At 32.1% G+C, this 12,893-nt stretch carries 15 protein-coding genes; 2 read left to right on the top strand and 13 right to left on the bottom strand.

What is annotated here, in order from left to right:
* Positions 1-3: 3 nt before the first annotated feature.
* The 13 genes from BM143_RS15870 to BM143_RS15810 all read right to left on the bottom strand — a co-directional run bounded on the left by BM143_RS15870 (position 4) and on the right by BM143_RS15810 (position 8,939).
* Positions 4-387, bottom strand: a complete 384-nt coding sequence (locus BM143_RS15870) for a 5-carboxymethyl-2-hydroxymuconate Delta-isomerase (protein ID WP_090025477.1) — start codon at positions 385-387, stop codon at positions 4-6.
* Between the two features lie 155 nt (positions 388-542).
* Positions 543-917, bottom strand: a complete 375-nt coding sequence (locus BM143_RS15865) for a VOC family protein (RefSeq protein WP_090025475.1) — start codon at positions 915-917, stop codon at positions 543-545.
* Positions 918-998: 81 nt separating this feature from the next.
* Positions 999-1,670: a DUF2461 domain-containing protein gene (locus tag BM143_RS15860; RefSeq protein WP_090025473.1), complete on the bottom strand. Its 672-nt coding sequence runs from the start codon at positions 1,668-1,670 to the stop codon at positions 999-1,001.
* Positions 1,642-2,166, bottom strand: coding sequence for a hypothetical protein (locus BM143_RS15855; protein ID WP_090025472.1), 525 nt, complete (start codon positions 2,164-2,166; stop codon positions 1,642-1,644). Before BM143_RS15855 ends, BM143_RS15860 begins: the two co-directional genes overlap by 29 nt.
* Before the next feature lie 72 nt (positions 2,167-2,238).
* On the bottom strand, positions 2,239-2,892 hold the full coding sequence (locus BM143_RS15850) for a hypothetical protein (RefSeq protein ID WP_090025470.1): 654 nt from the start codon (positions 2,890-2,892) through the stop codon (positions 2,239-2,241).
* Positions 2,893-2,903: 11 nt separating this feature from the next.
* Positions 2,904-3,494 carry a hypothetical protein gene (locus BM143_RS15845; RefSeq protein ID WP_090025468.1) on the bottom strand — a complete coding sequence of 197 codons (591 nt, stop codon included), beginning with the start codon at positions 3,492-3,494 and terminating at the stop codon, positions 2,904-2,906.
* A 223-nt stretch (positions 3,495-3,717) separates the two neighbouring features.
* Positions 3,718-4,269 (bottom strand): bifunctional (p)ppGpp synthetase/guanosine-3',5'-bis(diphosphate) 3'-pyrophosphohydrolase, encoded by a 552-nt coding sequence (locus BM143_RS15840; protein ID WP_090025466.1) that lies wholly within the window; start codon positions 4,267-4,269, stop codon positions 3,718-3,720.
* Positions 4,270-4,576: 307 nt separating this feature from the next.
* A complete protein-coding gene (locus tag BM143_RS15835) occupies positions 4,577-5,125 on the bottom strand; it encodes a hypothetical protein (RefSeq protein ID WP_090025465.1) in 549 nt (182 codons plus the stop codon).
* A 245-nt stretch (positions 5,126-5,370) separates the two neighbouring features.
* Complete coding sequence (locus BM143_RS15830; protein ID WP_090025463.1) at positions 5,371-6,213, bottom strand: Kelch repeat-containing protein; 843 nt, start codon at positions 6,211-6,213, stop codon at positions 5,371-5,373.
* Between the two features lie 193 nt (positions 6,214-6,406).
* Positions 6,407-7,075 carry a DUF4919 domain-containing protein gene (locus BM143_RS15825; RefSeq protein ID WP_090025462.1) on the bottom strand — a complete coding sequence of 223 codons (669 nt, stop codon included), beginning with the start codon at positions 7,073-7,075 and terminating at the stop codon, positions 6,407-6,409.
* A 127-nt stretch (positions 7,076-7,202) separates the two neighbouring features.
* On the bottom strand, positions 7,203-7,418 hold the full coding sequence (locus BM143_RS15820) for a hypothetical protein (RefSeq protein ID WP_139222057.1): 216 nt from the start codon (positions 7,416-7,418) through the stop codon (positions 7,203-7,205).
* 190 nt (positions 7,419-7,608) lie between these two features.
* A complete protein-coding gene (locus BM143_RS15815; protein ID WP_090025458.1) occupies positions 7,609-8,466 on the bottom strand; it encodes a GLPGLI family protein in 858 nt (285 codons plus the stop codon).
* An 83-nt stretch (positions 8,467-8,549) separates the two neighbouring features.
* Positions 8,550-8,939 (bottom strand): hypothetical protein, encoded by a 390-nt coding sequence (locus BM143_RS15810; protein ID WP_228430864.1) that lies wholly within the window; start codon positions 8,937-8,939, stop codon positions 8,550-8,552.
* A gap of 600 nt (positions 8,940-9,539) precedes the next feature.
* Between BM143_RS15810 and BM143_RS15805 the strand changes: the two genes are divergently transcribed.
* Both BM143_RS15805 and BM143_RS15800 read left to right on the top strand, forming a co-directional pair.
* Complete coding sequence (locus tag BM143_RS15805) at positions 9,540-9,758, top strand: helix-turn-helix domain-containing protein (RefSeq protein WP_072921517.1); 219 nt, start codon at positions 9,540-9,542, stop codon at positions 9,756-9,758.
* Between the two features lie 407 nt (positions 9,759-10,165).
* Positions 10,166-12,820, top strand: coding sequence for an SIR2 family protein (locus tag BM143_RS15800; protein ID WP_090025455.1), 2,655 nt, complete (start codon positions 10,166-10,168; stop codon positions 12,818-12,820).
* The last annotated feature ends 73 nt before the right edge of the window (positions 12,821-12,893 follow it).

Below are 12,893 nucleotides of genomic sequence, written 5' to 3'. Positions count from 1 at the left end.
TTTCTACAACCCAAAATGACGGTTTTGATCTGCATTTTCAGGATTGATGAGTGCTTTGTTGCAATACGTAGCAGATTCAAATTCACTGATATTGACAGATAGGAAAGAAATATCCGGAAATAAAACGGTTAGCTGAGCGCAGATTTTCTTTGACAGTTCAGCCTTCTGTTCCGTATTGCGGCCTTCCATAATATATCCGAAAACATGAAGGAAATTGTTCTTCTGCTCTCCAAGCTTAAAATATTCATAGGGCCTAAGTCTCACTTTGATATCATTCGGAGCAAACAATTCTGTTGAATCCGCCGATTTATACACGGAATCCATAATTTCGTCCGGCGTTCTTTGCTGAAGAAGGTCTTGCGAGCATTCTATAATAAAATGAGGCATAATGATTTTGTGATCAATGGGTTATTCAATATAAAAATAAGTAAAATAGCATTCGCTTCTGAAAAAATAAACCGTTCTGGTATTCAAAACGGTTCTATAGTTGATATAATTAAAGTCTTTTTGTGAATAGTTTTTACATCGGTTCGAAAGGAATTTTATTTTTTTACTTTCAACTGAAATACATTGCCTTCCGGATCTGTACCGTCACACAGCCAGAAATTATAATTTTCAAAGGTTTTGATCTCTCGCATTGTCGTATTTTTTGAAATCAATTCATTTCTCGCCGATTCTATATCCACATCAATTTCAAAAACGAGTTTCGTATTATTATCAAACTGATAACCGGGCTCTATTTCTTCGAGATACTGATCCCTGATTTTATGAAGTCCGATATTGACGGCTCCTGCATTCAAAAGAACCCAACCGGAGTCTTCTTCAATTACTTTTAAACTGAAGTTTTCAACATAGAAGTTTTTAAGCAATTCAACGTTTTGAACATACAGGATAATGGTGTCAAATCTTGCCTTCATGGATTCATTTTAGGAAAGTAAATATAACGAAAAACGATTCCGGAAAAGAGAACGTCTTTTATTTACAATTGTATTTGATTTTTAGAATAAAGGTTCTCCGTTTAAATCCGTCGTCAGGACTTCACTCATATAATCAAAAAATGGACGCATGGCCAATAAGGTGAGAAGAACTTCCTTTTGAAAGCTGTCCGATAGAACTTCTTTGTCCGTAAATTTCCTCATCACCACATATTGTTTCTTTCTGATCAGATCAATGCCGGGATGATTTTTATCAAAACCTCTCGGAGCTGTTTTTACGGCATCACCTTCAATTTCACCGAAGTATTTTTTGAAAGTTTCATCAGACGTAATCTTGTCGATTTCTCTGGTACTAATTTCGAATTCTTTACGGATACGCAGGAGATCTTTAGCATCCGGACCCCAGAATCCACCTCCCACAAAACTGTTTCCAGGCTCAAGTTGAATATAATATCCGCCTCTCAACATTGGTTTCGAACGGGAATAACCAACCCCAAAATTGTTTTTATATGGCGTAGGATCCTTGGAAAAACGGACATCCCTGTAAATCCTGAAAATATGAATGCCTTTTAAGTTGTCATGCTCCTGAAGCTCATTGTAAATCTGCGTGAAAAAAACTTTGTTGTCTTTGATCACCGAATCAAATTCCGCTTTATGCTTTGTAAACCATTCACGGTTGTTGTTCTTTTCGAGTTGCTTAAGAAATTCAAAGGTTTTTTTCATGTTGTCTTTCATACAATTTTGTTTTTTTTAGTCTGTGATTATTAATTCTGATAGTAGGAGAATCTAATTGCCAATCTCGAAGATGATGATACATCTCATTGGTTAGCTTTTCGATTCCAAGTGTATAACTATTGAATTCATACCTGTTTTTGTCGGTAATTATTTCAAGACCAGTTTCGTTTCTATGATTTGAAGTAGGAATACTAAATGAATGTACTGAAATAATGTCATCCCATTTTATAAGTTCAAAAGAGTCCTTTTGTATAGCGTAAAATCCATCATTTGTATATTGAAAATCCCCATTCAATTGTTCCAGCTCATCAATCTCTTTTTCAATAGAATCATAATCGTCTTTATCACCAGGAAAATATAATTTAGCCCCTGAAAAGCAAATAATAACGAAACAAATGAAAATAATGAGATAAGATATTCCTTCGCTTTCAAAAACAGGATAGTAAATAAAAGTCAGAACTAAAAATATACAAGTAATTAGAATTATTTTTTTCATATTGTTAAGTATATATTGATAGTTAAACCCTGTTCAAAAATACAAGAAAAAAATAAAAATATTTCGTCATTTTTAGCAGTCTGTAAAATTGATTTCCATTTCAGGAAGTTTTTTCAAGGCTCTTGTTTTACTGATTATTTCAATGATTTTTCCAGAAAATTTATCCTGATGACCGGAATCAGCGATCAGAAGATTGACGTGGTCTTTTAATTCATTTAGCCACTCTCCCGGATGATCGGCTTGTAATAGTTTTTGATAATACTCATTTCGTTCCACTAAATCATTCGTCAGTCCGCATATGGTTCCCTTATGATAGTTTCCCCAAATATCTTCGCTGGTGTAGATTTGGCTCAAAATAAATGGTTTGGCTTTCTGAATATTTTGAAGATTTTCTCTGTATTCCAGAACCTTATTAAGAGCCAGATCGCAAAGTTTTTCAATCTCTTTTGAAAAGCGATCTTCATTTCCATCATATTCTATAAAATCAACATCCTGCCCGGAACCTATGTCAAATGAAAAATAGACCTGCTCATGCCAATTGAAGTTGATGCCGACATTGAGTGTGCTTCCCTCTCTTCCTGTAAACGGTTGGAACTCGATAACAGTGGTGTACCAACCCTTATCGTCAAGCCAGATTCTTGATTTTCCTTTTTGTTTGATATCGTAAGGTCTAAAAACTTTCTTTGCCGTTTTATTGATGATCTTTGAATAGTCCGGTTGAATCATAATGTAATTTTTTAACTCTCTTTTTCAATCACAAACCCATGAGACCGAAGATATTCATCCATATCCACATCGAAAGGAACATCAAAGCCGTTATCCATATCAAAGACTCCACCTGCACCATCTGAAGACTCTAAGAATCCGATCGTTTTAGACTGGGTCTGTTCTTTGGCGTTTCTCCAGCAGTGCATTAAGAAAGCACTTTCCAAGCCGAACTGGTTTTCCCAGTAATGAGCATAGTCTAATTGATTATATGCATTAAGATAGGGAGAATAATCAATATTATTTTCATCCAGAACCCTTTTGCATAATTCCTCAACCTCCATATAAGAATAATCTTCGAATGAATGCTCTTTCAAATGAAGCTCTGCCATCTGAATGGTTTTATCCGGGGAATAATATTCATAATGAGGCAACACAAATAAAAAGCTTAACGGACTTGAAGCATAATAGTACAAACTGATCACCTCAATTTTTTTATCATCTTCCCTGAATTGATACTTTGAACTTAAAACATCTACCAGAAATTGAGTGACTGTTTTTTCTCTGGGTAGCAGAAAAGTGTTTTTAAAAGCTTCGTCTATTTTTGTTTCTATTTTCTTCATGTCCTGTTCACTTTTGTGGTTGTAAAAATAAAGAAACCGCTCTGAAAAAAGAGAGCGGAATGACTTATTATTTGAAATTAATGAGTTTTGTCGGTTGTTATTTACTTTCCAAATATTTTTTTCCAGAAACCACCTTTAGGTTTTCATTTTGTTCGCTGAAAAAGGGTGCCGGAATATGAATGTTACTTTGGTGACCCAAGCACAACAGATCAGGATGTGCGATTCATTTATTGGGATACATTTCAATTTTTTCTAATAGCCTTTTTGCTAAATAGTCATTGCCTTCTTTTAAATCCTCATAAATAGTTTTTGCTTCTTCAAGGTATTTTTCTTTTTTCGAGGTGTTCCAATAATAGGGTGGTGCATATAAATTACAAATTCTATCGGCCATTTTAACGGCCCAGATTTCTTTTGGCTGTGCTTTGATCCGGTTTAAACTATCTGCCATTTGATCTTCCTTTTCAAGCTTTGTATTTTTTGTTAATGCTAAAACCCCTTTCAGAACTTGTTGGCCGTATTCTCTTTCCAGATCTTCCGTGCTGAAGTTGGTATCTTCCAGTGTGTCGTGTAAAAACGCGCATTTTGCTGCAAGCTCCAAGTTAAAGTCAGGTGTATTTTTAGAAGCATTGATAATTTCAAAAACAACACTGCCGATGTGGTTGATGTATTCAATTTTCTCGTTTTTATTCTGGCCACCGTAGGTTTGTCCGCTATGCAAAATACTTACCTTTTGCCATATATTTTGGAAGTCATCAATTGTAAAAGTGTCGTTCATTGGTTCAATTTTAAGTTTAATAATGTTGTCATATTAAAAATAGCTTTCCTACTTACTTTGTTAGCTGTTCACTTTCTAATATTTTACGGGAATATTATCCAGCCATTGATGGGCAAGTGTTTCAACATAACTAACAAACATTGATGTACTAGTCAGCGTATCAAATATGTATTTCAAAATTATCTATTTCCATTCATTTGCTTAGTTAAATCTCTTTTGTAGCCAGATATTGTTTTCTCATCAGTTCAATGATCGGAACAAATAGATTGATATATTCTGTTGATGACGGGTTGCAACCGAAGCGCATTTAGTACAGTAAGTAATGTTTAAGCTGCTTATCGTAGTATTTTTGTGTTTTGTTGTACCATAGTGAAAATCCGAAAATCATTAATCCAATCCCAATGACTGATAAGATGAGCATAGGAATCGTTGTATATACATTAGTATTTTCGTGATTTTTCTTTAGATTTTTCTCAATATGAAAGGCTTTATCCCCCAACAATAAATTATCCAGTTCAAATGCTTTCAGTTTTTCATAATCTCTTTCAAAACCCTCTTTGTTATTTATTTTTGAATATTCGGGTTCAGTTATTTTTAAGGTATTTTCTATCCCGTAATTGACTTTTATTTTTATTCGGAGCATTTCAATTTTCTCGTCCAAAATTATTCTTTTCGAATCATTCTGAGATTTTTCCAAAAGAATTTTTGAATGATTTAAATTACTGTTTACAATGCTGTTCTCAAAGGATTGTTGATTATTTACAAGAATGTAAACAGATAGTACGAAAATGGCTAATCCAAAGATGGATATGAATTTGTACAGATTGTCAGTGGGGATGTCCGGAGTTTTAAACATGATGGTTAGTTTTATTAAATAAACGAAGTTTTGAGAGTATATTTTATAAAGATTTATTTACTGCTCAAAGTACGGAGGCTTTATGAAACTGGAAAGGTATTGATTTTCATTAAAATTCTTCAATCTTCAAAGTTTTAAAGTTGGTTTTTCTTCTTCGGGACGGGTTCCGTACTGTTGCTTTTATTACTGATTACCTGGATGCGTGGGTGTAGATCTTTGTTTTAGATATTTAATTTTTACGGCTCCTACTTTGCAGAAAGTACACTTTCGCTTATATCTGCCACTTGTATGCTTTTAATCGCTGAGCTGGTGAGAGACGTTGTACTTCCACCGATGATGTATAATTTATTGTTGTATACTTCCGCTGCAGCATGTCTTCTGGGAATCATATTGGATGATAACTGATGTAATTTATTGGTTGTCGTGTCAAAATAGGCCAGGAAAGATTGATTATTAAAACCGCCTACAATAAAAATCTTATTACCGGATACAGCTAATGCATGTCCGGATATGCCAACAGGCATCGTATACTTATCGATCCAAAGATTAGTTTTGAGGTCGTAAACATTGATCAGACGAGATGGAGTCCCGTTAAAACCACCAATGACATAAAGCTTATCATTAACAATTTTGCCCTTTGCTTCTCTGGCTGTGGGCATATTGGGTAATGGATTCCAGGTATCTGAAGCGATATCATAGTACTGAAATTTATTAGAAAATACGGTGGTTGCGGCCCCATTTAATCCGCTGCCGCCAAATACATATATTCTGCCATTATGGATGGCTGAACCTGAATTTCCTGTATAGGAACGATTAACAGCCCCCTTCGTGACTGTATTGGTGGCAAGGTCTACAATTTCAAGATGGCTGTTTCCCCAACCGTTAAAAATATAAATTTTATTATGGTAAGTCTCCGAATTAGCAAATCTTTTGGGAAGCAGCGTAGAATTGAGCATACTCCAGCTGTTATGGGTCATATTATATTTTTCAACATACTTTGCATCACTTGCTTTTTCCTGATACCCATTGCTCACATAGATATCATCATTCACGATGACACTGGCTGTAGCACCTCTGCCTGCAGACATATTGGCGAGATTTTTAAAATGAAGTGTTTGTGCGTGCGCTAACCATGAGCAAAAAAATGAAAGGAATAATAATTTTATTTTCAATGGTGTTAAGATTTAGTGTTTGGTTTTATTTCTGTTAAGAATTCGATATTTTTTGAGTAGTGGAATTTAGCATGAGGAGTTATTTTTCTTCATTAGCTTTTTACATCTTTTATTTAAAATTCTCAATATCTTCAAACACCATAAAGTAAATTGATTCATTTCCTTTTGAAAACCCATCAATGGTTCCATCTTTTTCCATGCTTGAAGTTCTTTTGAACGTTCTGATATTTTTACCAAGGATGTTTGCAATTAAATACTCTTCGCCCACCGAATTTACTTTAAAAGCTGTTTCTTTTGTTTTCCCATCTCCATTTTTCATGATACAGTTTAATAATGTCTTTGATTGTAAAGAATATAAATAATAATTTTTGGCTTCTTTGTCTTTTTTTCTATAGGCGATTTCCAGATACGTAAGAACCTCAGGATTTATCGGATCTTTTTCTAAATATTTTTCTCCATAGATGATGGCTTTTTTCAAATTTCCCTGTGCGAAGTTTTTAGTAAAATCTAAATAATCTGTATCAAAAAAATGGGGTTTATAATTTGAAAATTTTTTTCCGTAATATAAATTTTTCACTTCTTCATCTGATAGGGAAGTTGGGTCAAATTTAAATTTATAGATTAGTTTTTCGTAATAGAATTTTGAATTTTCATTCTGAACATCTATTTTGATAGAGTCAAGATTTATATTTTGGCCAAAAATGCAAAATGAAAAGAGTGAGAAAATTGTTGTTACATATATTTTACGGTGCATGCCGGAAAAAAGAGTGGCTCTCATAATGTATGTTTTAAGTGTAAGTTTTATAAGATCGATTTGAAGCGAAAAAATTTAATACCCAAAGTTAGGGGAATTTGTACAGGAAGGTAGTACAAGACGACACTGTAGTTCTTTCTTACCTTAGTTATTAAGTAATAAAGTCATAGCCAATTTCTCTTACTCCTTTAAAATCCTGTTTTGATTCCCTTTGGATGAGAATACCGTCTTCATTAAGTTCTTCCAGAATATATTTTAGTTTTAAAATCAGTGTTTTATTTTCAAGTAGGAAGTGATGCTCAGAAACGGGAAAACCACATTTTTTTAAAATTGAAATAGGAGTTACCACAAATTTCTTTTTTGACATTTGTAATTTTAGAAATTCAAGTATTTTGGTTTTGTCTAATTCCTCTAACTGTATCATTTTATTTACCATTAAATTTTATTGCTCAAACGAATAGGATATTAGCACGAAGTACTCTTTAAAATTTCGTCTAGTTTACAAATTTAAGCATTCATGGTTAGTATAAATTCCGTGTCAGCATAGGGTAGTTCTATTATTTATACAATTCTCTTTCAATAAAGTTATTATTTTTCTTAAAACTTTCCTGTGCCCGTTGTTCTTTTCCTTTAATGAGATCTTGTTTTGTGAGAGGATTTCCATTGGGGCCAGAAAATAATGTATCTGACATTTCTGAAGAATTGTGCATGATCTTTATATTTTTTGCAGGGTCTTTTTTATATTCATTCCAGAGCTGATTGAATTTTTCATTGGTCACAAAAATTTCTTTCATGCTTGAACTGATCATTAAGGGCTCATAATTGAGTTTTTTACTTCCAACCAAGTTGAAAATATGATCTCCTTTATCATCTCCGACACTTAAAATTAAACCGGGAAGGCCACAGAATTTGTAAGGTCCGTCCTGTATTTGAATATCATTCGTAAACCAGGCGATCCAGTTTCTTCCGCCAAAAGTGGTCGTTGCTTTCTGTACTTTAAAACCTTCCATCGTTTTTGTTTCGGGAGAGATCGTCCAGTTTATTTTGTTCTGTTCTTTTAAAGCGATATTATTGGCACTGATGGACGTATGATAAACCGTTTCCAGCTGGGGATAATCTTTGGAAACCCGGAAATTAACCTTTGCCTGCTTAATTTTTGTCATATCAAAGACCATAGATTGAGACGCTTTTCCACGCTCAAACTGTGCTTTAAAAAGGGAATCCCTGCTGATTAACAAAGCACTGTAGAAGTTGGAGCCCTCTTTGGTAATATCAAGATTCATGATTTCTTTTTCAATGTTTTCTTTATGTAAAGAATCTATTTTAAAAGAATATTCATAAGTAAATCTTTGATTTTGAGCAAATACTAAAGAAGTGGTGAACATGAAAATTAAAAGGATGGTGAGTTTTCTCATTGTTGATGAATGGGTTTAAATAGAATTTTTGTTTTTAATTGGCCATGAGCGATACGCTTGCGCCAGCAATGGAAAGTATGCTTTTATTTACTAAAGTTTCCTGAAATAATAGCGTTTTCCATTGAGCCTACAATTTCAGAAACGGGAATTGTAAATACTCCTGCATCTCCTTTATCAAATTCTCTTTTCCAATAAGAATATCCGTCTGTTTCAAGTGAATCGGGCATTTTGCGGGTATGATTTTGTAGCTTGGTGACACTTTTATTTAAAGCTTCTTCCGATATAGGAATATGACTCAGGTTTTCTGAAAAGCCTGTAGGACTGCTAGGATTTTTCATCTTCAGACCACTAACGGAAATATGAATTACTTTTCCGGTTGCAGGATATTCCTCAATCTTTAAAATTTTAAGGGTAGACTTTTCTTCCGTAGGACGGGTTTTGTATTTCCATTCCTGACCTACACTATATTTCATATCTTTTTTTGTACAACCAAGGAAGAATAGGAGTACTGTTGCTATTAAAGTATACATTTTAATCATGAATCAATAGGTTCTTTAGTTTTTTACAAAGATGGATATATTATGATATAAGAGCAAAATTACGAAACTCCGGTCCAAATCTATTTTTCACTATCGTAGTTTGTATTTGGTTTAAAACAGGGATGTTTATCATCAAATACTTTATCCTCAGATTACAAACAACCATGTTCTTTTTAAAATCCCTTTTCAGGAAGTCTTATGGAACTTGAGGGAAACAAAATACGACTATGTCTAGTTTCATACAATAGGGTTTGTAATTCAATATGGTCATAAGCTAATGTTGAAGATGTAATTCTTATATCACGATTGATCAAGAGTGATTGTCAGCTTGTTTTTCTTTTGTTCTATGTTCACCATTTGTCCTTCTTTAAATCCCAGTTTATCAAGCATTTTCCCTTGAGACGGATCTCAGAACAGTTGTTATTTTGTAAGTACCTGTCTGATATCTTGTATGGGTTTTGAGTCTTCTTGAATTACTCATTGTCATATAATTACATGACAATTTTGTCAACAAATTAGCTGACATTTGGTGTTATGACCAGAGCGAAATTAAAGATAGAATTAGGTAAGCAAATCGTGATGCTTCGTCAGCAGAAGGGCTGGAGCCAGTCTGATCTTGCCCGTGCGTGTAACAAAGACCGTCAGGCTATTGAAAAACTGGAAAACGGAAAAGTGAATCCCACGCTTTATACATTGCTGGAAATAGCGAATGCTTTGGAAGTTTCTCTGCCGGAGTTGGTGGATTTGGGTTGATTGGTGCTGCTTTTATTTTTGACTCAATCGTTTTATGATTTATATAATAATACCGCTCTCAAAAACAGAGTGATTTTTTTATTATTTGAAGTTAGTTACTTGTTTTAAAAGGATTGTTGATTTTATTGGGGCCAAAATTGAAAGGGTTTGCACACTGGGTGGCTTATAAAAATTCAAAAATCAATTTGTTTACTGTAATTATAAGTAAAATCATTATTTTTGTTAAAACGCGTATAATTTATAACTAATGATTGATGAAAATTTGAAGAAAGCTATTAGAGATAATAAGCTTGTTCTCTTTATAGGTGCAGGAACTTCAACACCGTTGAATCATCCCTCTTGGAAAAACTTCAGATCTAAATTTTAGTAATTTAAAGTCTTCTTTAATAGATGGTACAAGAAATCCATTGGAAATTTTAAACAAAATTGAAAATGATTCCAAGAGTGGTAGTATTTATAAAACAAAAGCTAAAGAATACGTTTACAAAGTTTTTAATGAAATTAATACTAAAGATCCCTTAGATTCTAAAATACATAAATTACTTTGGGAATTATCGCCGAAGATTATTACAACTAATTATGATCAAATTTTAGAAACAAATAAGCCCTTAGATCCTAGTATAGATGTTTTTGGAAATGAAAACTCTTATTTAGCTTTAAAGTCACAAAGGGAAGATTCTAAATTTTTATATAAAATTCATGGTGATTTTAAAAATCCTACAACTATAATTTTATTTGAAAGTGATTATAAGACAATTTACTCTACTAGTAATGCAAATGAGGATGCCCTAGGAGATTTTTTTAAGAATAAAACTTTTCTTTTTTTAGGTTTTAGTCTTTCTGATCCATTTGTTAATGATCTATTTACTAAAATTAAGAGTTTATACAATAATTATACTGTTGGAAATCATTATATATTCTCTACTAACGATCATAATGACTTCTCTAATTTTGATGTTAAACTCATTAAAATTGATGATTGGGGAGAATCTTTAGTTAATTATTTGAACGCTCTTATTCAAGAAAAGGTTCAAGAAGAAGACGCTGTTATTGATGAGAAAGATCCTAATATATTAGATACTAAGGATGATAATATTGAAGATTTAGCTATTTTAATAAAGATTAAAATTGATGATCTTAAAAAAGATCCCGGTAATCGAGAATTAGCTTCTGAGATGCATAATATAAAGTCAAAAATTGATCAACTTATGTATGGTGACTTAGATTATTTAAAAACTTTTGATAAGAAGTATAAAAATAATCATCTTCAAATGCTTTTTGATACAATATATGCTAATGAAACATTGACGAAGGAAACATTTGATGAAATTAATAGAATTAGAAATGATTATGAGAACCATCAATGGTTTGAAAGATGTCAATTAATAAGTGCAATTACTTGTAGTTTATTTATATCCAATAAAGCGGATGAAAAAAAGATTTCGATATTGGTTGATTTTATTAATGATAATGAAGATAAAGTATGGGAAAGAGCACTTACATATTTAGTTATGATATTAAACCATTTAGGAAATAAATGGTTAAGATTTGATACAATTAAACGGAAAGTTAAATCTTTAACTTTAAATCTTAAAGTACAAGAGGCTTGTCAGCAAATAGTTGAATATATTCTTGTCATTGGTATTGGAAAATATAATTTTACGGAAAAAATTTTTGAGAACCTCTATTTTAGAGAAACTCCTTATAACTATTTTCTACCTTTTTTTAAGGAGCATAATCCATTATTTGATAATATTTATGATAATTATGATGGAGAAAATATTGAAAGGTTTATTGAGGCATTAGAAAGATCGCCCCTTCCAGATTCTTTTAAATATATTATGTGTAATACTAAAGGAAATGAAAAAGAAGGTAAAAAGAATGATTTTAATGCTGAAAAAGATATAGAAAGATATTATAATATTAATGGTATTTACTATCCTTACGCGGGATATATTCAAGAATTTGTCAGTTTTATTAGAGGCTTTCCTGCATTGCAACATAAAAAATTAATTGACACACAGTTAAAACTTACATCTACACCATTAAAAGATTACCTTCTTAGTGAAAAAGAAAAATTTCGTGTTTTAGGAATTCATTTTCATAAAGAGAAAAATTGGGGACAAGCTATAATCAATTTTGAGAAATATCTTCAACTTAGTCCAGAAGATTTGGCTATATCTGATAATTTGGTAAATTGTCACTTAAGTAATAAAGAAATTGGAAAAGCAAAGGATCTTTCTGCTTTGATTAGACAGAAATATCCAAAATATACACGTAATCTAAATCGCTTAGCAAGTATTTATTTTTCCCAGAAATCATATCAAAAAGCATTGGATATTTATGATGAAAGTATTAATTCAACGGATAAAAATGCTAATTCCCATTACGAAAAGTCAGTTGTATTTATTGAAATGAATAAATATGAGGATGCTTTAAAGTCTATTCAAAATGCAGAAAGACAAAATTTTGAACCTAAATCACGATTATATAATGTTTATGGTGTAATTTATCAACATTTGAAATTTACTGACGAGGCAATGGAATCGTTTACCAAAGCGATAGCTCTAGATCAAAGTAATCCGATTTATTATTCAAATCGTTCTAATCTGTATGAAGAAATCAATAATTATGACAAAGCGCTTGAGGATATTAATGAAGCAATAAGTTTAACTGATGATGAAACATTAATCTTTACAAAGGTTTATTATCTAATATATTTAAATCAGTTTGAATTAGCATTTTCGCAATTAACAAAAGTAAGAGTTAAAAATGCAAACTATTATAATACACTTGCAAATTGTTACCGATTAAAAGGAGAATATGATTTGGCTTTTTCAACAATTGAAAAAGCAATTAGTTTAGAGAATAATCATACTGCTATAGGGACGAAAGCCGCAATTTATGCTAGTATTGGTGATGATGTAAGCTTTTATAAACATCTGGATGAAATTTTAAAAGAGGGAGTATTAGCATCTAAATTTTTACCTGATATTAAAGAAAAATATAAGCATAAAAAAGAGTTTAAAGATATTTTACAGAAATATAATCAAGTTATATAAAAACCGCCCTACAAAAGCAGAACGGTTTATATATTTAAAGCGTCGGTGATGGCTGCATTATTCCAAACATTCT

It is taken from the genome of Chryseobacterium oleae, assembly GCF_900115055.1.
Lineage (GTDB): Bacteria > Bacteroidota > Bacteroidia > Flavobacteriales > Weeksellaceae > Chryseobacterium > Chryseobacterium oleae.
This window is presented reverse-complemented; position numbering and strand designations above follow the sequence as displayed.